The organism is Saccharopolyspora tripterygii, from assembly GCF_054778355.1.
In genome coordinates, this window is record NZ_BAAGZP010000026.1 from 1 (window position 1) to 19,768 (window position 19,768).

Consider the following 19,768-nt stretch of genomic DNA (forward strand, 5'->3'; position numbering starts at 1 on the left):
GCTACAGCGGCCTGACACCACTCAACCCCGCGTGTCAACCAAAGCCTGGGCAGTCCCGGCCAAGCCGCCCTGTCGGTGTGAACAAGCGGTGACCGCTACCGGAAAACGACGGTCTTGGTGCCGTTCATCAGCACGCGGTGTTCGGCGTGTGCCGCCACCGCGCGCGCCAGTGCCAGCGCTTCGAGGTCCTTGCCGAGCTGGGTCAGATCCGCGGCCGACAGCGTGTGGTCCACGCGGGCGAAGTCCTGCTCGATGATCGGTCCCTCGTCGAGGACCGCGGTCACGTAGTGCGCCGTGGCGCCCACGACCTTGACACCTCGGGCGTGCGCCTGTTTGTAGGGCTTGGCCCCCTTGAAGCTCGGCAGCAGGCTGTGGTGGATGTTGATCGCGCGGCCGCGCAGATCTTCGCACAGCGAGTCGGACAGGATCTGCATGTAGCGGGCGAGCACGACGGTTTCGGCGTCGTAGCGGACGACGAGTTTGCGCAGCAGGTCCTCGGCCTCCGGCTTCGTCTCCGCCGTCACGGGGACGTGGTGGAACGGGATGCCGTGCCACTCCACGAGGTCGCGCACGTCCGGGTGGTTTGACACCACCGCGACGATCTCCGCGCGCAGCGATCCGGTACGTACCCGATGCAGCAGGTCGTTGAGGCAGTGGCTCTCGCGTGAGGCCATCACCAGCAGACGCTGCCGCTGCCCTGGGTCGTGGATTTCCCACGACATCTCGAAACCCTCAGCGAGCGCGGCGAAATCGCTCCGCATCGATGTGAACCGGACGGGATCCTCAGCAGCGGCGTGCACGCGCATGAAGAACAGTCCGGTCTCGTCGTCTCCGTACTGCTGGCTGTCCCGGATGGTGAAGCCGCGATCGGCGAGGAAGCCGCCCACCGCGGCCACAATCCCGGCCCGGTCGGGGCACGACAGGGTAAGAACGAGGTTGTTGCTCATGACTTGGGCCTCTCGGACTTGGGGTCGTACATCGGTCGCAGCGAGGCTCGGGCAGGAACACGTCGTCCCGCGATCTCGATTTCGTAGAGCCCTTTCTCGAACCAGGCACGTTCCTCGGGCCCGTCGGCCCAGACCCAGCCCAGCGCCACGGAGCCGCCGAGCGTGTGGCCGTACTGCGCAGAGGCGACGCGGCCGACACGCTGTCCGTCACGGAAGATCGGCTCGTCGTGCAGCAGGATCGGCTCGGGGTCTTCGAGTAGGAACTGCACGAGCCGACGCTCGGTGCCGGCCTCCTTGGCCGCGGCGAGGGCATCCCGCCCGATAAAGCCGCCTGGTTTGTCCCATTTGACGGCGAATCCCAACCCCGCTTCCAAGGGGTTGTCGCGCGAGGAGATGTCGTGGCCCCAGCTGCGGAACCCCTTCTCCAGCCGCAGCGAGTTCATCGCGTGGTAGCCGACCGGACGTAGGCCCAGCGGCGCGCCCGCGTCGAAGAGCGTGTCCCAGATGTGGTGCGAGATCTCGGTGGGCACCAGCAGCTCCCAGCCGAGCTCGCCAACGTAGGTGACGTGAGTCGCTCGCACGAAACCGAAGCCGAGGTCGATCTCGGCGGAACGCCCGAACGGGAACGCCTCAGCGGAGAGGTCGCAGTCGGTCAGCGGCTGCAGCAGTCGCCGGGATTCCGGGCCCATCACCGCGAGCATCGCCATCGTGCCGCTGACGTCGGCGACCGTGCAGAACTCGTCGTCGCCGATCTGGCGACGCAGGTAGGCCAGGTCCCGGTTGAAGGTGGCCGGACCGGACAGCACGAGGAACTTGGCCTCGGACAGCCGGGTAACGGTCACGTCGGCTTCGATGCCGCCGAAGGGGTTGAGCCACTGCGTGTAGACGATTCGGTCGGGGTCGGTGTCGACGTTGTTGGCCGACACTCGCTGCAAGACCCGCGCGGCGTCGCGTCCCTGGACGAGCATCTTGCCGAACGACGAGGTGTCGATAACTCCGATGTTCTCGCGGATTGCCCTGTGCTCGGCCGCGGAGTGCTCGAACCAGTTCTGCCTGCCGAACGAGTAGCGGTACTCGCGCGCCACACCCTCCGGTGCGTACCAGTTCGCGCGCTCCCAGCCGCAGCCCTCGCCGAAGACCGCGCCCGCCTCGGCCGCTTTCTGGTGCACCGGGCTCAGCCGCAGGTTGCGTGCGGTCGTGCGCTGCTGGAACGGCCAATGGATCTCGTAGGACAGATCCAGCGACTCGACGACCCGCGTCTCAAGGAAGCGGCGGTTGAGCTCGTGGCGCTGCACCCGCCCCAGGTCGGTCTCGGTGAGGTCGATGGGGCTGCGGCCGTCGACGATCCAGTCGGCCAGCACCGAACCGGCGCCCGGTCCGGACAGGAAGCCGACCGAGTTGAAACCGGCTGCCACGAAGTAGTTCCGCAGGCTCGGCGCCTCGCCGAGGTGGAACTGCCCGTCGGGCGTGAAGCTTTCGGGTCCGCAGAAGTGCAGCTGGATTCCGGCGTCTTCCAGAATCGGGTACCGCTCGATCGCCTTCTCGTAGTACGGCCCGAGATGATCCCAGTCCTCGGGCAGCTGCACGAACCCGGAGCTGTCCGGCATCCCGTCGCTGGCCCACGGGTAGCTGCCCGGCTCAAAGAAGCCAACCATGAGCGATCCGCCGTCGTCCTTGAGGTAGGAGTAGTCGTCGCCACACTTGACGGTCGGCAGGTTGCGCTGCAGCCCCTCGATCGGTTCGGTGACCACGTAGTAGTGGGCCAGCGCCTGCAGCGGCACTGCTACCCCGACCTGCGCGGCGAACTCGCGGCCCCACATCCCGGTCGCGTTGACGACGAATTCGGCATCGATGTCGCCGTCAGCGGTGCGCACTCCGGTCACCCGGTCGCCGTGCGTGAGCACGTCGAGCACCCGCACGCCCTCGACGACGGTGACGCCCCGCTGGCTCGCTCCGCGCGCCAGAGAGATCGTCGTGTCGGTGGCGTTGCCCCGGCCGTCGCGCGGGAAGTAGAGGCTGCCGTGCAGGCCGTCGCCGTTGATGAGCGGATGCAGCTCCAGCGTCTGCTCAACATTGAGGATCCGGGCGTCGACGCCGCTGCTGGCGACCGCGCTGGCCTGGTGTTCGAGCTCTTCGAGACGTTCCGGGGAGGTGGCCAGGTTCATCGTCCCGGTCTCGACGAAGCCCGTGGCGAAGCCGGTGTCTTGCTCGAGGTTGCGGAAGACCCCGAGGCTGCGCTGCACGATCTCGCGCGTGCCGTCGGTGGCGCGTCCCTGCGTGACCAGACCTGCGGCGTGCCACGTCGTGCCCGAGGTCAGCGTGTTCATCTCCAGAAGCACGACGTCGGTCCACCCTCGGCACGCGAGGTGGTACGCGGTGCTGGCACCGATGATCCCGCCGCCGACGATGACTACCCGTGCCCGCTCCGGCACCGCCTTGCCCATGGAGCCCCCTTCCCGTGTGTGTCGCTTCCATCACACGCTCCCGTCTCGGCGCCACCCGACTCCATGCAACGATCGGCCAAACACCCACGTCGGTGTTGTGCGATCGACCAGTTGCCCTTGTCGCCGGTGTCGCTGAATCGTCGGAGGGGCCGGGATTTCGTCACGAGATCAAGGGGAAAACCGTGCACCACACCGCTGTCACGATGGACGGAAAACTGGCCGCGCGCGAGATTCGGGCTGGGCTGCGCGAACGCATCGACGACCTCGCCGCGCTCGGCAGGCGACCGGGCCTCGGCACGATCATGGTGGGCAACGACCACGGCTCACAGTCATACGTCGCGGGCAAGCACCGCGACTGCGCCGAGGTCGGGATCCGGTCGCTGCGGATCGATCTGCCCGCCGACGCGTCGCAGGGCCAGATCGTCGCGGCGGTGCACCGGCTCAACAACGAGCCCGACTGTTCCGGGTTCATCGTCCAGTTGCCCCTGCCATCACACGTCGACACGCACGCTGTGCTCGCCGCCGTCGATCCCGACAAGGACGCCGATGGGCTTCACCCGACGAACCTCGGGCGCCTCGTCCTCGGCCAGCCCGGCACGCTGCCGTGCACGCCGCGAGGCATCCTCGAACTCCTGCGCCGAGAGAACGTGCCGATCACCGGCGCTCAGTTTTGCGTGATCGGCTGCGGCACCACCGTCGGCCGTCCGCTGAGCCTGATGCTGACCCGCCCCAGCGAGCACGCGACCGTTACCCTGTGTCACGAGGCCACCACCGACATCGCCGCACACACCCGGGTGGCCGACGTCGTCATCGCGGCCGCCGGAGTCGCCCACCTGGTCAAACCTGATTGGGTCAACCCGGGTGCGGCGGTGCTCTCCGTGGGTCTGACCCGTACGGTCGAGGGCATCCTCGGCGACGTACACCCCGCCGTGGAGAGGGTGGCCGGGAAATGGACGCGCGCCACCGGGGGTGTCGGGCCGATGACGCGGGCCATGCTGCTAACCAACGTCGTCGAGCTCGCCGAACGCCGCGCCGATCTGTTCAGTCGAGCTGCAGCAGCTGCCATGTCTTGAGCGCGAGGAACAGTTCAGCTTGCGTACCCGAGTCGCGCAGGTCCATGCCCAGCAAATGCTCGACCTTCTTCATCCGGTAGACCAGCGTGTGCTTGTGGATCCCGAGGCGCTTCGCGCCCTCTTGCCAGGACCGGTTGGCCTCGAAAAACGCCATCAGCGAGGCGACGAGTCGTGTGTCGTTCGCCCGGTCGTATTCCAGCAGCGGACCGAGCAGGCGGTCCACGACGGCCTCGCCCTCGGCGACGGTCCTGGGCATGAAGTACGAGCCCCGCGCCCCGTACGCTGCGCTACCCGATGCCGACGAATGTGCGGCCTCCAGCGCCCACCGGGCTTCGCGCCACGCGTCGCTGATCCGTGCCGCGGACAGCACCGGCTGGCTTACGCCCACCACGGCCCCGTTCACCCCCAGCGCCTCATTCAGCGGCTCGACGTAGGACTCGTCGGGAAGGATCACTACATGCAGATCGCCCTTGGTCGTGGACAGGTGCGCGATGTCGAGACCGGACAGGTCGGCGGAAAGGTCGGCCTCGTTCGCCGCGTCGCGCGGCTGCCACGCCGACACCCGCCACGGCCCCGGCCCCAACCCGGCCGACTCCAGCTGCGCCGCCGCGGCCTCCAACGAGATGCTCGCTTCCAACAGCCGCCTGGCCAGTGTCGATCGAACCTCGCGCGCCTGCAGTGCCCGCGCCGCCCGACGCTCGACGTCGAGCTCGGCGATCATCGCGACGTGCTGAGCCAATACGAGATCCGGCAACTCCCCCGAGCCCTGCGTATAGACGATCATGGCCGCGTTGTTCTGCCGTGCCACGGGCAGGAGCAGTCCGGTCACCTCGTCACCCAGCTGCAGCCGCGTCGAGGCCGGAAGAACGCCGTCGCGAGCGCGGATCACCTCCAGCGCGGCGACGCGGACCTTGTCTGGGAGCGGTCGTCCTGTGGGCAGCAATTCGCGTCCGCGACGCAGTTCGATGACGTGCAACCGCGCGCCGATCTCGCGTGCGAGGTTGTCGAGCAGGGCGTCGGCGTCGGCCTCGTCGAGGTGGGTTCGTCGCAAGACGTCGTACAACCGCAGGACCCGCGTCGATCGGATGCTGGAGCGGCTGCTGTCGCTCTCGGCGACCCGCCTGGCGATGGTCACGAACGGTACGTTGCGCTCGGTCATCAGCACCGGGAACGCCAGCTGATCGGCGACCTCCACCGCCCGCGATGTCAACGGCGGAGCGGCGAAACCCTCGGCCAGTGCCAGACCCGCAATGTTCACGCGGGCCAGATTGCGGACGAACTCCGCCTGGTCCTCCGGGTCGGCGGGGAACCCGTAGCCGTCGGTCATCAGCAGGTCGCCGCTGCCCAACCAGTTCCACGGATCGGTGAGCTCACAGGTGTGCGCCCACGTGACCATGCGGCCGCCCCCGGAGGAGCCCGCGACGATCCGGGTCCGAATCAGCGGGTCCTCAACCAGGTTTTCTACGGTCAGACTCACGCCGTCATAGTCACACAGCAGCGAGCGGCTGGCACTGATCGACCGAAACCGCGGTGCCGCGAGGCCCATTGGAGAACCGCGCACGGTTAACACCCACTGCTGTGCCCACCACACCATTTGTGGCCCACCGAAAGGAAAAGCTAGTGCAATCCGATTCCCTTCCAGACCTGACCAACGGTGCAGCGTCGTTCTGGCTGCGGCAGGTCGGAGCCTCGGCTTATCGGCCACCACTGGACGGATCCCGTTCCGCGGATGTCGCGATCGTCGGAGCCGGATTGACCGGGCTGTGGACGGCCTACTACCTCAAGAAGTCCAACCCTGAGCTGGACATCGTCTTACTGGAGAGGGAGTATGCCGGCTTCGGGGCATCCGGACGCAACGGCGGCTGGATCAGCGCCGAACCCCCCGGGCAGCTGCAGCGCTACGCCAGAACGCACGGCGTCGAGTCGGCCCGCAGTCTGCAGCGCGCGATGTTCAGCACGATAGACGAGGTCGCGAAAGTCCTGGCCGAAGAGGCCATCGATGCCAACCAGGAACGCGACGGAGTTCTGCACGTCGCACGGAATCTTCCCCAGTGGCAACGCGCTCTGACTCACGCAGAGCAACTGCGTCAGTGGGGGTGGGACGCGAATGATCTCAGGATCCTCGACGCCGAATCCACCGCCAAATGGGTCCGGGTGAACGGGGCACTGGGCGGAGTGTGGACGCCCCACGGCATGCGCATTCACCCGGGCAAGCTCGTCCGAGGACTCGCCGACGTCGTCGAGCGGCTTGGCGTGACCATTCACGAAAGCACTGCCGTCGACAGCATCGAGCCGCACGCCGCCGTGACCCGCCACGGAACGGTCCGCGCCGACGTGGTCGTACGGGCGCTGGAGGGCTACACACGTACTCTAAAGGGACATCGCCGCACGATGCTGCCGATGAACAGCAGTATGATCATCACCGAACCACTCCCTACCCCTGTCTGGGACGAGATCGGCTGGCAACGCCCGGTCCTGCTCGGCGACAAGGCGCACAGCTTCACCTACGCCCACCGCACCAACGATGGCCGGATCGCGCTCGGCGGCCGCGGTGTGCCCTACAATCCGGGCTCCCGCTTCGACCGCAACGGACGCACCGCTGCCAAGGCCGTCGACCAGCTCAAAGCGACGTTGCGCAATTTCTTTCCCTCCGCCGCGTCGGCCGGGCTGGACCACACCTGGACCGGGGTCCTCGGCGTGCCACGCGACTGGTGTGCCGCGGTCCGTTTCGACGAGGCGACCGGGATCGCTGAAGCCGGCGGGTACGTCGGCCACGGCCTGACCGGAACCAACCTCGCTGCCCGCACGCTTCGCGATCTCATCCGAGGCGAGTCCACGGAGCTCACAGCACTGCCGTGGGTGGGACGCACGACCCGCCGATGGGAGCCCGAACCCCTGCGGTGGATCGGCGCCAGTGCCCTGTACGCGGTCTACCGCGTCGCCGACCACCGTGAGACCCGATCGACTTCCGACGTCACGTCCCTGGCTGCTCGGCTGGCCAATCGTGTCTCCGGGCGCTGATTCCATCAGCGGCACGACGTGCGTGGCGGTACCTGCTCATGATCCAGTACCGCCGCGTTAAGCTCCGTACCGGCCTCTTCGTAACCGCCAGCAAGCTCTTCCAACGCGGGATCGATCGGCTGTTGGGCGACTTGGCGGCGGCATCTGCGCCGCGCATGATTGCTACTCCTATGGTTCTCGACGACGGAGGCCCCAGACCGGTAGAACGCCGGAATGTCACGTAACCGGACCGCCAGCATCGCCGTCTCGGTGTCCATCAGATCCAGCACATCATCAGCAGTGTTGTCGGCCACATCTTTCGTCTTCACGGTGGCGCGTTAAATCGTGCGTGAAACCTCCGGATAGCGGTAAGGGCCAGGCCGGACAGAGATCTTGATCGCGGGCGCGCAAAATAGGCCAGAGTACGATCGATACGGCATTGGTAGCCCCATCGCTGTAGGACTGGGTGAATGGAGCAGCCGACTATTCACTGTCGATATGTGACAAAAAGCGCGCAATCTTGTTCTCTCGCTGCATGTCCGCCCTGGACATTCCCGTACACACTGGTGCCATGAGTGATCCGGCCCGCAACCCGTCGCCCCGCATCGTGACCATTTGGTCAGACATCGGCTGCCCCTGGGCGTCCCTGGCCCTGCATACATTGCAGGCGGCCGCAGCCCGAGCCGGCGTCCGGCTCACCATCGACCACCGCGCCTTCCCTCTCGAGCTGTTCAACCGCCGTGGAACGCCCAAGCCGATCATCGACGCAGAGATCGTGGCGATCGCCGGATTACGGCCCGAACTTGGCTGGCAGCCTTGGACCGCCCCGGACAGCACCTATCCTGTCACCATGCTGCCGGCATTGGCCGCGGTTCAGGCAGCGAAGGCTGATCAGGTGGGTGGACTCGTCGGCAGCGACGAACTTGACACCGCGCTACGCCATGCCTTTTACAGGGACGGGCGCTGCATCAGTATCCTCAGCGAGATTATCGAGGTCGCCGCGTCCTGCCCGTCAGTCGACGCGGCCGCCCTAGACGGAGCACTCGCGCGTGGAGCTGGAATCCGCGAGGTCCACCAACACTGGCAGACTGCCCAAAGCCCGGATATCTCGGGCAGCCCGCACCTGTTCATCAACGCAAATCACGCCGGCTTGCACAACCCGGGAGTCGACTACCACTGGACTGCGCCACCGCAAGACGGTGGCGTTCCGCGCTTTGTCAGTTACGACTCGCTGTGGGCGGAAAAGGTAGTTGCAGACATTACATGATGGAGATGGCCCTGCTTATCCTGCACGAGCCACCTGCTCACCTAACGACCACAGCGTGATATCGAGGTGCGGCCGCAGCGAGCATCCGTCCTCACGGGCGGGAATATGGAACCCCCTCCACGAAGACGGATCTCGTAAACGCGTTTAACAGCCCTAGGAGCCGCTGCCCGGCTGGCGCGTTCTTGGTGGACGTACGAATCGCCAACCGCTCGGTCAGGCTGAACTGACAGCGCGGACTTGAACACTCCTTGGTGGATGGAGCCGATCGAATCACTGAAACGCACGAGCCGCACGCGGATGAAACGTGCAAGCAGATGCGACTCTTTTGCCGCAGACGAATCGGACATACATAGTAGCCCCGCGCTCAGTCTTCTCGGCCACGGTTTCAGCGCCCTGACGACGATGGCGACCACGTCCACCGTGCGCGGGCGCCCGAGCACGGCTAGTCACGCAGCGCGGCGCCGCCGCCGGCGCGGCTGCACCACTGCTGCAGACACCGACGTGCCCGCCCATTGGGCGATCCCAGCCTCGGATAGCCCATCGGCGACCAGCGGCATGATTCACGCCAGGCGGGTCATGGCCGACTTCCGCTTCGCAATCCCAGCGCGACAGAATTGCTGCATAACGCAATATCCCGAATCGAACTTGTCGCCAGGATCAGCGCTTCATTCGAGGCTGAAACAAACACTGCGGATCCCCTGGACCAAAGACCCCCAGCAAGATCATCACCAAACCTAATCGGAAAGAATACTTCCGATTACGGCGCTAGCATTTGAGTGTCCCGGCAACCTCACAGCGCCGGTGTCGCTAGACTGGGATGGGTTACTGCTGACAGCTCATCCTCACCGATCGATGTAACAAGCTTGACCAACCGCAGTGCGGTAGGCAATTCATCCCGGCTCATCCCCTCGGCTCCCATCTTCGATTCTACCGACCTCAGCCGGTACGCTACCGTCCGGCTGTGCACGCCGAGTCGCTGAGCCGTGACTACGGCGTTCTCGCCGACCTCGAAGTACGTGCGCAAGGTCTCGATCAATACATTGTCCGGGTCGAGGACGTCGCCCAGCGGTTCAAGCTCGTCAAGGACGAAGGCGCGCGTCGCGGGGAGGTCGTGCATCGCCAGGGCTTCAAGTACGACATCGTCGTACCAGACTTCCACGAGTCCCAGTGCCTCAGCCACTGCGCGAGCCTCGCCCGCTTGCCGATGGCTCAAACGGAATCCTTCGACTCCCTCCCTGAGGGCACCGAACGCCACCCTCGCGCCGTCCGGCCATTCGACTTCAGCCAGTCGCTCGGACGGTGGGCCGAGTCGGGGCGACCACGGCACCCAGATATAGCCATCACCCTGGTGGGTGACACCGACCAGGGGGCGCCGACCGGCCCTGGCCCCGATCAACCGGGCTACGGGGTCTGGCGTTGCGCCCCACACTTGGGCTGCCAGATGAGGCCCGTCGAAAGCATATTCAAGCTCAGCCGTGTCAACTGGCAGGCCAGCGAGCAGCGCGTTCAACGTGGTCATCTTGCGCCGCTCCCGGCTCTGCAGAGCATAAACCGAACTCTCCTGCTCGAACGCTTCGATGATGGCACCGGAGACAATCTCGTTCCATGCGAAGTGATTGGCACTGGCGCGTCGAAGCACGGCTACCCGTTCGGGGGTGTCCTCGAGCAGGCGGTACGCCTCTTCGAGCACGAAATCCCACGTCACAGACTGAGCGACGCGCGAACCCTGCAGAAACGGTTGCAAACTTACGCCGGCCCGCGCAGCCAAGCGCACCTCGCGCAGTGCTTCGTTCGAGGCCCGGACGGATCCGGTACTGCCGTCGGCGATGTAGTCCAGCACATCCCGGAGCGAAGCTGTGATGGCCTCGGACTCGGCCGCCGACAGTTGCTCGTTACCCGCCATGGAGTACTCGAGCGGCTCGGTCTGAAGCCGACCGCGGATCACATCGTACAGTTCCGGTGTCCGTTCCCGCACCGCGTCAGTCACTCGCCGAAGCCCGGATTCGATCGACACGGACAGATTTTACCCATGCCCGAGACCTGGGGATAGACCTACGGCCTCGTGAATAACTACGCTGTTCCTGTGTTCGACGTCGATCCGATCCACGCCACAAGCCGTGCCCTTGTCGAACGGCTACCTGAGCTGATCGCCATGGTGCACCGTCGCTTGCGTGAGGAGGTTCCGGCGTACACGGCCGATCTCGATCCGGCATTGACCGTTCACGAAACGGAGCGAATCGCAGCTGCGCTGCGGTCGTTCAGCATGGGCATCTCCGGCGCACCGGAGCCGAACGAGGACGTGCTGCGCGAAGCAACCATCGAAGCACGCAGCGCCGCTCAGGCCGGACTCGACCTCAACACTCTCGTCCAGACCTACCGTGTGGCGCAAGCCGCGATCTGGGACGTGGTGCTGAGCGAAACCGCGACCCTGATCCCTGATCCAGAGCAACAGCTCATCGTCCAGAAGCACATGTCTCAATTCCACTTTCGCTGGAATGACACCGTTGTGTCCGCCGTGGTGTGCGCATACCAGGACGAGCAGCGCCAGTTCTTCTTCCAGTCTCGCGATCGACGACTGCGGTCGGTTATCCGGGACGTGCTCGCCGGCCGTGCCAACGCATTGCCGAAAGTCAACTACCCGCTCGATGCTGCCCACCTGGCGGCAGTGGTTTGGGGCGATCGGCCTGATCTCACGATCCAGGACATCGCCACTACCGCCGGCACCCACGTGAACCTCTCAGTCGGGAGCATCTCAGGGACGACTTTGGCGTGGTTTGCCCTGGACGACCGCGCCTCCGCACATGAGCGGCTGCGAGCTGAGTACGTGCCAGCACAGGGAACAGGAGTCGCCTTCGGCGGTCTGGCCGACGGGCCGGGGGGCTTCCGTACGAGCCACCATCAAGCGTGGCGTGCCTATCGCCTCGCTTGGTTGACGAATAGGCAGGTCACTTGGTACACGGACGTCGCACTGGAAACATTGTTTCTGCACGACCTGCAGGCCGCCAGAGACCTGGTCACTCAAGAACTGGGCCGGCTGGACCTGAGTGACGCGCGGACCGAGGTACTGTGCGAGACCGTGCGGTCGTACTTCGCAACGGGCTGCAATGCTGCGAAGGCTTCGGCGCAGCTGGGAGTGCACGAGCGCACAGTGGCCTACCGACTCCGCACCGTCGAAGAATCGCTAGGCATCGACGTCATTGAGCGACGCAACGAACTCAGCGTCGCACTGCGACTTCTCGCCGTCCTGCGGACCATCTCGCGCACCAACTCCCAAGTTGATCCCGTAGTCCGAATCTAGTGCTGCGGTCGGACCGACTTCTGCAGTACTCGGATGTCAGCAACGACGACACGTTCCTTGTCGTTCACTGTGGTGCGCGGCCCCGAGCAGGAAGCCATAGTGGGCGCATGAACATTTCGGTCTTCGGAAGGCCGGTACTATGAAGCCGCCGCCGTTCGACTATGTCGTCGCCGACTCCATCGACGCCGCAGTCAATCATCTGCACGAGGCAGGAGACGAGGCGAAGCTCCTGGCCGGCGGTCAGAGCCTGGTACCGCTGCTCAACTTCCGCTTGGCGCGTCCCTCGGTGCTGATCGACATCAACCGCATTCCGCGGGTCTCCGACATCATCGTTGATGATGACATCATCCGCATCGGCGCGCTCACGCGACACCGTCGCCTCGAAACCTCGTCGACGATTGCCGATCACCTTCCCCTCCTCCGCGAGGCTGCCAGCTGGATCGCACATCCGCAGATTCGCAACCGGGGCACCATCGGTGGCTCTCTAGCGCACGCCGACGCCTCGGCAGAACTACCGGTGGCCCTGCTCGCTCTCGAAGCGACAGTCACGGTGCGATCCCCCAACGGAGATCGGCAACTCGGGATTCACGATCTGTCAGTCGGCCATCTCGTCAGTGCGTTGGACGACGACGAGATGATCGTCGACGTGGCGGTCCCGAAACTTCCCGCGCGGACGGGTTGCGCCTTCACCGAATTCGCCCGTCGACACGGCGACTATGCCATAGGCGGCGCCGCGAGCGCGTTGACCTTCGACGAAGCAGGCGTTTGTACTCGCGCCCGAATCACCGTCCTCGGCGGAGGCCCCATACCTACACGGCGTGGTGAGGCGGAGGCCGCGCTCGTCGGCACGTCGGTCACACCGTCGGACGCGCAGGCGGCCGCGCACCTTGCAAGCACGGAGCTCGAGCCGATGGCGACGCTGCACGGCAGCTCCGACTATCGCCGCCACGTCATCACAGCGACTGTGGTCCGCGCCGTCACCACCGCCGCCAGCAGAGCAAGGAGCAGCAGGTGAACGGGTACGGAATCAGCGTGGTCGTCAACGGACAGACCTACAAGAAACAAGTAGAGCCCCGCCGGCTCCTCGCCGACTTCATCCGACACGACCTGCAACTACGTGGCACAAGAGTGGGGTGTGAACACGGCGTATGTGGATCATGCACGGTCCTGCTCGACGGTGCGCCGACCCGATCCTGCATCACGCTCGCTGTGCAAGCTGACGGCTGCGAGGTCGAGACGGTGGAGAGCCTGGCAGAACCCGCTGGAGCCGGCATGCACCCCCTGCAGGAGGCGTTCTCCGAATGCCACGCCCTCCAATGTGGGTTCTGCACGTCCGGCTTCCTGATGACTCTGAAACCTGTTTACGACAGCGGAGAGCCCTTGAACTGCGAAGAAATCCGTGAAGCGATTTCAGGGAACTTGTGCCGGTGCACTGGTTACCAGCAGATCGTCGAAGCGACCGAGCGTGCCTTGCAGGGCCGCGGCGAGGACGACTAACCATCTAAGGCCGTGGTTTGGTGACGCTGGTTTGAAGCCTGGTGCCTGAGTTTCCGGCGGTGGTGTGCGGTCGAGGTGACACAGGTTCGGTGCCGAGGCCGTGGCCGGGCGAACGCCCACCAGAGGCCGACCTTCTTCTACATCGCTGTGCTATATGGCCGGGCCAGCGTGCGTGGATGGCTCGCAGTATGGAACGAGACCATAACGTCCTCCACGACCAGATCGAAGGCGAGCGATGCGCCGAAACTTGTGTTTTCGGCGCATCGCCTCCATGCGTGCCACGACCTGTGCGGGCGCCGCCGTGGTCAGATGGTGCGGGAAGCTGAACCGTTCGAGCAGACCGGCTTCGCCCAGTCACGGTGGTGTTTTGACTCACTTGCTCGCGCATTGCCGGGAGACCCCAATCTTCCACTGCCACCGCGCGATCGGACGAGTCCGACACCGCTGCACAAGATGACGGTAGTAACGGCTGCAGGGCATTATGGTGGGCCATCGAACAGATATTTGCGCGCAGCGGATGCGTTGGCCGCACTTACACACGCCGGAGGAATCGTCCCCTCAAGTCAGGCCTCGTCAGCCGACACCAATCACATAACGCGTAACAAGCAGCTGCTGCTCCCACCCATGTGAATGGGCGGGCTCGCGCGACTGCGAGCCCGCCCATTCACATCGCCCATCAATTGCGCTCAAGAATCTCCGCGACTACCCGGTCGGCCGTCTCCAACGCGCCCTCGATATATCCCGGGAAACGCAACGACACGTCAGAACCGGCAAAATAAACCGCTCCATGCGGATCACCAAGGGCTTTATGCACCCTGCTAAACTGGCCAACTCTCGGTGAAACCCACGGACCAAGAAACAGCGGGTCGCGCGTCCAATCATGGTAGTCGACCCCGGCCACCGTGGCCCCGGGCAGGTAATACTTGACTGCGGTGGTCACCGCTTCCTCGTCGGTGGGATCGAAGGAGCTGGAGTCGGTGAACCCCACCAGGATTCGACCTCCATCCTCGGCCGCCATGTAATCATAGAGCGTCGGCAGTACACCGTCGCCGGTGCAGGATATCCCCGCTGGCACATTGCTCACCTGGATCAGCAGCTTCAAACCCCGGCCGCCATGGCCATCGTCCGCCAAGGCCCGTTGGTCGGCGGGCAGCGGCGGGTCGAAGTCGATGTTGCGCCAGGTGTTCAACGGTGTAGCGAGAACGACATGCCGGGCCTGGAACACTTCGTCACTGTCAACCACGACTTCGACGCCCGCCGACCGCTGCCGTACTGCGTTCACGACCGCACCGCATCGCACCTCAGGAACGTCCTTCGCCATCGCCTCGACCAACGCTGACGTGCCATCGGTAAGCACCTCATCAATGGACAACACGATCCCGAACACGCTGTAGCCGTGCGCGGCGACGAACTGCAGCACCCACAGTGCGGACGCCTCGTCGACGGGTTGGCCCATCATGTTCCAGGCCCACGACAGAACCAACTGGCGTGTCACCGGAGGCAGTTTCAGCGACTCGACATACTCGAGCAGCGGGATGTCCAGTTCGTCGAGGCCCTGTCGATCTAAACCCGCATCGACGTCGATCCGGTGCGCATCGCGCAGCAGGCGATACAGTCCGGCTTCGGCCTCGGTGGCCTCCTCGATGGGGATAGGGAACGCCGAGTTGTGTTCACCCGCACCGAGTCTGTTGCGAAAAACCGTGGCCGGCGCAGCGGGTTCTGTCCCTAGGCCATAGCGGTCGATCTCGGTAGCAACGCGAGGATGGTGGTGCCGGGAGATGTAGGCACCACCGAGCTCGACCCAGGTCGACGGTGATGTCAGCGACCGGCGACGATAGGCACGGCCACCGAGTCGATTCCCCCCTTCGAGAAGGATCACCGATTGCCCGGCTGAGGCAAGCTCGCGCGCCGTGCGCAGGCCGGCGAACCCCGCACCGACGACGATCGTGTCGTAGACCATCACTTCTCCTTTTCAACCGTGCCTCGAGGAGCCAGCAGCGGACGCATACTCATGATCAGAGCACCGATCGCCAAAGGGACGCCCCAGGTCATGTGGTCCAGGGTCGTCTCCTTTGGGTTCACGATGGAGCTGACGTGTAACCATCCGACACCCACGGCTCCGGCCACGCATGCAACAGCCTTGCCCAGAATGAGCTCGCCGATACTCCCCAGCACCAATATCGAGCTGATGTAGATCAACATGTCCGACAGCACCCGTAGGTAGGGAGACAGCGCGGCGAGATATCTGTACCCGTAGTACGGCGTCGCCGCGGCCACTCAGGACGATGATGAAGCATTCTGGTATCCACCGGACTTCTTGATCGCGTTGAATACACGGTCCGGAGCTACCGGCAATTCTCGGATGACAGCGTTAAAGGGCACCAGGGCGTCGTTCACAGCATTCAGAACCGCCGCTGGAGCGGCAATAAGCCCCGACTCACCCATGCCCTTGATGCCATACGCGGTATGCGCAGAGGGAGAGCACAGGTGGGCGATCTCGAACGGAGGAGAAACGTCCATGGTCGGCACCTGGTAGTCAAGCAGAGTCGTAGTTTGCAATTGACCGTCACTGTCATAGACAAGCCTCTCGAAGAGGGCTGCTCCAATCCCCTGGACCACTCCACCGCGGATTTGGCCATCCACGATGTCGGGATTGATGACGGTGCCGCTATCCTCCACCGAGAATACCTTTTCGACCGTGACGAATCCGGTGAACGGATCGACCTCGACAATCATCGCATGGCCTCCGTTGGAAAACATCGGCCGCGCCGGATCGTAAGCCGCAGTAGCTTCCATCGTGGGATCGAACCCATCCGACCACACGGTATTGTCGAAATAGATCGCAGTACAGACATCGGCCACGCTGACAACAGCGTCCGGGACCCCGGCAACGCGTGCGAAACCATCTTCCAGGACGATGTCCTCCGGAGAAGCCTCGAGCATTTTCGCAGAAACAGCCATGATCTTCTCGCGGAGCACATAACCGGCACGGCTCACGGCTCCGCCCGCGACGACCGCCCCGCGGCTGCCGAGAGTCCCGGAACCGTAGGCATACGAAGTCGACTCGCCGGCCCGTACGGTGACGTTCTCATACGGGATCCCAAGCATGTCCGCAGCGACCTGGGCCATTGTCGTACGGTTACCCTGGCCTTGCGTCGTCAAGCCGATGGTGACCGTGGCACATCCGTTCGGGTCCATGCGGACCGTCGCGGTGTCGTGATAGAGGTCTCCGAGGCCGTGAGCGAAACTCATTGCGGTGCTCTCGCCGCTGCTCTCCACGAAGACGCTCAAACCCAAACCGAGATATCGGCCCTGTTCCCTCGCCTCGGACTGCCGCGCGAGGAACGCTGGGTAGTCGACCATCTTTTCCAACATGTTGATGGTCTCCAGCCAGCTTCCTTCATCGAAGGAGACTCCCTGCGGGTTCACCCACGGAAAGTCCTTGACCACGTTCTGGCGGCGGAATTCGAACGGCGACATCCCGCATGCCCGAGCAGCCTCATCGGCGAGGACCTCGCGGGCAAGCGTCCCAGCCATGTAGCCGACCCCACGGTAAGCGCCGACCGGCGATTTATTGGTAGCGGTCGCCTCGTAAATGTACGCCGCCGCGGGGGCATCGTAGGCGCCTGTTGGTGTGACAGTGGCCGCGCACCAAGGCTCAACGGCCATGGACCATGGTAGTGAATGGTAGGCACCGCCGTCACCGAGAGCATGAGTTCGCACGGCAGCAATATTTGCCTGCTCATCGAGAGCATATGCGATGGTGACGAACTGCTCGTGCGCATGGGTTGCCGCCATGAGGTTCTCCCGCCGGTCCTCAACCCAGGAAACCGGCGACCCCACTTCCCGCGCGAGCAACGCGACGAGAAGCTCCTCTGGATGCAAGTGCGCCTTCTGCCCGAACCCACCTCCGGTATCGGGAGTGAGCACCTCGACCCGGTGCTCAGGAAAACCCAAGTAAGCGGTCAAGCAATACCGCACATAGTGCGGGACCTGACTCGAAGTCCAAAAGCGGAGGTCCTGGCTCGTCCAGTCGTATGAGGCGATGCATCCACGAGTCTCCATCGGCAAGGCGGCCACCCGACCGGTGTAATATGTCGCTTCCACTACACGATGCGCGTCCTTGAATGCAGCATCGACGTCACCGAACGTCGCTCCTCCACGGAGGCCGATGTTGTCACTCAGTTGCTCATTGGCGACCGGGCCTCCCTCGCGAGCCGCCAGTGGATCGAGAACGACCGGCAACTCATCGAAATCTACAGAAACCAACTCAGCAGCATCCTCGGCCAGCGCACGGCTCTCCGCGACTACCACCGCCACCGGCTCGCCGACATAACGCACGACGTCGGTGGCCAGGATCGGCATGAACGTAGAAAAGCAACCGTCGACATTGAACGTGCCTTCGACACCATCGCAGAACCCGGCGACGTCAGCGCCAGTCCACACGAGATGCACGCCGGGAAGGCCGACGGCTGGACTCGCGTCGATTTCAGAAATCCGGGCATGCGCAACGGGGCTGCGCACAAACGCGGCATAGAGTTGCCCCGGCAGCGATACATCAGCAAGATACTGCCCACGGCCGGTCAGCAACCGCGGGTCTTCCTGCCGCTGCACACGCGCCCCCACGGAGCGTGCCGCGACCTGCGGCGTTGCTGTGTGAAGTCCAGTCAGCTGGTTCGTCGCATCCGCGCCTGTCATTCCCCGCCCCCGTTCTCGTCGCCGTGGGCCGCCTCCAAGACAGCCTCGACAATCTTTTCGTAGCCGGTGCAGCGGCACAGACAGCCGGACAGGCCCTCCACAACTTCCTCCCGCGTGGGCTGCGGATTGTCCGCCAAGAGCGCCTTCGCCGACATCAAGAACCCTGCCGTGCAGAAGCCGCACTGCAGCGCTTGCTGGCGCCGAAAGGATTCCTGCAACGAGGACAGCGACTCGCCCTGGGCCAAACCTTCCACTGTACGCAACTCATGTCCGCCTGCCTGTGCTGCCAACATCAGACACGATCTGACCGGCTTGCCATCGAGCAGCACTGTGCATGATCCGCACACTCCCTGCTCACAGCCCAATTTCGTACCGGTCAGCCCGAGTTGACCTCGAAGGTGATCGGCCAACGTGTCGCGTGAGGCGACCCGGGTAGTGATCTCCCGGCCGTTAACGCCAAACGTCACGTCGAGATACTCAGCCGGTTGGGCTTCCGTGGTCATCGGCGACCTCCTGCCTCTACTACTGCACGCTCGACCAGGCCCGCGACGAGATGGGCGCGGTATTCGCGGGTCCCGTGGATATCTGAGATGAACGACAGCGATGCAGCCGCTGCTTCGCCGGCAGATCGAGCTGCGCGCGCGTCCACCTCGGACCCGACGATGGCGTCCTCCGCGGCCGTAACCCGTTGGACAGTGCCCGCCGCAGCGCCCACGACGAGCGTCGCAGCGGTGCATGTGCCCGCCGCGAGGTCAAGGCACACCCCCACCAACGCGAGGCCGTAGTCACCCGCCCTGCGGGCCGCCTCGTGAAAGCTCCAACCGCTGGTACGAGTCGGCAGCCATACGTGGGTGAGGACCTCGTCCGACTGGATACTCGTCATGTACGGGCCCAGAAAGAGCTCCTCGGCCGGGATCAATCGGCGGCCTCGCACGCTCTGCACCTCAACTGACCCTCCTAGTGTCAGCAGTGCTAGGGGCCACTCGCCCGCATTGTCACCGTGCGCAATCGAACCACCGATGGTGCCGCGTGACCGGATCTGGACGTGCGCAATGTTGCGTCCGGCATCGACCAGCAGCGGCAAGCGATCTCGTACGAGGGGCGACGTGATCACTCGCTCGTGCGTGGTCATCGCCCCGATGCGCAGATACTCGCCTGCTTCTTCGATTCGGCCGAGGTCCGGTGCCCGGCCGAGATCGACGAGCGTCGACGGCATCGCGAGCCGCATGGCCAATAGCGGCATCAGACTCTGTCCGCCAGCGATGATCTTGGCGTCCTCGTCTGCATCGAGCAAGGCGCACGCCTCTTCGACGGTTCGCGGTGCTACGTACCGCAGCGGGGGTAGTTTCACAGCGTTCTCCTGTCGTGTGGGCTGACCCACTGTGACGCACGTCCACACCTCGCGCTCTGACAAACACTGACAAATCCACGACGCTCGTTTGTGCACATCTGGTGGGCCCAGTGGAGTGGTTAAGCGTGTTCTTTAAGAGCTTGTTCCTGAACTCAGGTGAGGCGTTTGCTGATGGTGTGAATCGCCGCCCAGC

The 19,768-nt window shown here is 64.5% G+C and carries 16 protein-coding genes; 6 read left to right on the forward strand and 10 right to left on the reverse strand.

What is annotated here, in order from left to right; translation table 11 throughout:
* Positions 1-95 precede the first annotated feature (95 nt).
* Both purU and ACYVF3_RS19605 read right to left on the reverse strand, forming a co-directional pair.
* Positions 96-947: a formyltetrahydrofolate deformylase gene (purU, locus tag ACYVF3_RS19600; RefSeq protein WP_461155687.1), complete on the reverse strand. Its 852-nt coding sequence runs from the start codon at positions 945-947 to the stop codon at positions 96-98.
* A complete protein-coding gene (locus tag ACYVF3_RS19605) occupies positions 944-3,391 on the reverse strand; it encodes a GcvT family protein (RefSeq protein WP_461155688.1) in 2,448 nt (815 codons plus the stop codon). The genes purU and ACYVF3_RS19605 overlap by 4 nt, the downstream gene beginning before the upstream one ends.
* A gap of 203 nt (positions 3,392-3,594) precedes the next feature.
* On the opposite strand from ACYVF3_RS19605, the gene ACYVF3_RS19610 reads away from it, so the two are divergent.
* On the forward strand, positions 3,595-4,464 hold the full coding sequence (locus tag ACYVF3_RS19610; RefSeq protein WP_406693235.1) for a bifunctional methylenetetrahydrofolate dehydrogenase/methenyltetrahydrofolate cyclohydrolase: 870 nt from the start codon (positions 3,595-3,597) through the stop codon (positions 4,462-4,464).
* Here the strand turns inward: ACYVF3_RS19610 and ACYVF3_RS19615 are convergent.
* Entirely contained in the window at positions 4,433-6,010 is a 1,578-nt protein-coding gene (locus ACYVF3_RS19615; RefSeq protein ID WP_461155689.1) for a PucR family transcriptional regulator, read from the reverse strand. The two genes, ACYVF3_RS19610 and ACYVF3_RS19615, sit on opposite strands and share 32 nt — an antisense overlap.
* Positions 6,011-6,084: 74 nt before the next feature.
* On the opposite strand from ACYVF3_RS19615, the gene ACYVF3_RS19620 reads away from it, so the two are divergent.
* Positions 6,085-7,485 carry an NAD(P)/FAD-dependent oxidoreductase gene (locus tag ACYVF3_RS19620; RefSeq protein WP_406689307.1) on the forward strand — a complete coding sequence of 467 codons (1,401 nt, stop codon included), beginning with the start codon at positions 6,085-6,087 and terminating at the stop codon, positions 7,483-7,485.
* Between the two features lie 5 nt (positions 7,486-7,490).
* Here the strand turns inward: ACYVF3_RS19620 and ACYVF3_RS19625 are convergent, their stop codons facing one another.
* The gene (locus ACYVF3_RS19625) at positions 7,491-7,793 is read right to left on the reverse strand and encodes a hypothetical protein (protein WP_406689306.1); all 303 of its coding nucleotides are present in this window, start codon (positions 7,791-7,793) and stop codon (positions 7,491-7,493) included.
* A gap of 242 nt (positions 7,794-8,035) precedes the next feature.
* Here ACYVF3_RS19625 and ACYVF3_RS19630 point away from each other — a divergent pair, with 242 nt between their 5' ends.
* On the forward strand, positions 8,036-8,731 hold the full coding sequence (locus tag ACYVF3_RS19630) for a DsbA family oxidoreductase (protein WP_406689305.1): 696 nt from the start codon (positions 8,036-8,038) through the stop codon (positions 8,729-8,731).
* Between the two features lie 790 nt (positions 8,732-9,521).
* On the opposite strand, the gene ACYVF3_RS19635 is transcribed toward ACYVF3_RS19630, so the two are convergent.
* Positions 9,522-10,745: a PucR family transcriptional regulator gene (locus ACYVF3_RS19635; protein WP_406689304.1), complete on the reverse strand. Its 1,224-nt coding sequence runs from the start codon at positions 10,743-10,745 to the stop codon at positions 9,522-9,524.
* A 69-nt stretch (positions 10,746-10,814) separates the two neighbouring features.
* On the opposite strand from ACYVF3_RS19635, the gene ACYVF3_RS19640 reads away from it, so the two are divergent.
* The 3 genes from ACYVF3_RS19640 to ACYVF3_RS19650 all read left to right on the forward strand — a co-directional run bounded on the left by ACYVF3_RS19640 (position 10,815) and on the right by ACYVF3_RS19650 (position 13,526).
* Positions 10,815-12,029: a PucR family transcriptional regulator gene (locus ACYVF3_RS19640; RefSeq protein ID WP_461155690.1), complete on the forward strand. Its 1,215-nt coding sequence runs from the start codon at positions 10,815-10,817 to the stop codon at positions 12,027-12,029.
* Between the two features lie 139 nt (positions 12,030-12,168).
* The gene (locus ACYVF3_RS19645; protein ID WP_406689301.1) at positions 12,169-13,044 is read left to right on the forward strand and encodes an FAD binding domain-containing protein; all 876 of its coding nucleotides are present in this window, start codon (positions 12,169-12,171) and stop codon (positions 13,042-13,044) included.
* Positions 13,041-13,526, forward strand: a complete 486-nt coding sequence (locus tag ACYVF3_RS19650) for a (2Fe-2S)-binding protein (RefSeq protein WP_406689300.1) — start codon at positions 13,041-13,043, stop codon at positions 13,524-13,526. Before ACYVF3_RS19645 ends, ACYVF3_RS19650 begins: the two co-directional genes overlap by 4 nt.
* 676 nt (positions 13,527-14,202) lie before the next feature.
* Here the strand turns inward: ACYVF3_RS19650 and ACYVF3_RS19655 are convergent.
* Genes ACYVF3_RS19655 through ACYVF3_RS19675 form a run of 5 tightly spaced genes read right to left on the reverse strand, consistent with a single transcriptional unit; the run spans position 14,203 to position 19,671 of the window.
* Entirely contained in the window at positions 14,203-15,486 is a 1,284-nt protein-coding gene (locus tag ACYVF3_RS19655; RefSeq protein WP_406689299.1) for a flavin monoamine oxidase family protein, read from the reverse strand.
* Positions 15,486-15,803: a hypothetical protein gene (locus tag ACYVF3_RS19660; protein WP_406689298.1), complete on the reverse strand. Its 318-nt coding sequence runs from the start codon at positions 15,801-15,803 to the stop codon at positions 15,486-15,488. The genes ACYVF3_RS19655 and ACYVF3_RS19660 overlap by 1 nt, the downstream gene beginning before the upstream one ends.
* Entirely contained in the window at positions 15,804-18,224 is a 2,421-nt protein-coding gene (locus ACYVF3_RS19665) for a xanthine dehydrogenase family protein molybdopterin-binding subunit (protein WP_461155691.1), read from the reverse strand.
* Positions 18,221-18,727 (reverse strand): (2Fe-2S)-binding protein, encoded by a 507-nt coding sequence (locus ACYVF3_RS19670; protein WP_406689296.1) that lies wholly within the window; start codon positions 18,725-18,727, stop codon positions 18,221-18,223. Before ACYVF3_RS19670 ends, ACYVF3_RS19665 begins: the two co-directional genes overlap by 4 nt.
* Positions 18,724-19,671, reverse strand: coding sequence for an FAD binding domain-containing protein (locus ACYVF3_RS19675; protein WP_461155692.1), 948 nt, complete (start codon positions 19,669-19,671; stop codon positions 18,724-18,726). The genes ACYVF3_RS19670 and ACYVF3_RS19675 overlap by 4 nt, the downstream gene beginning before the upstream one ends.
* Between the last annotated feature and the right edge of the window lie 97 nt (positions 19,672-19,768).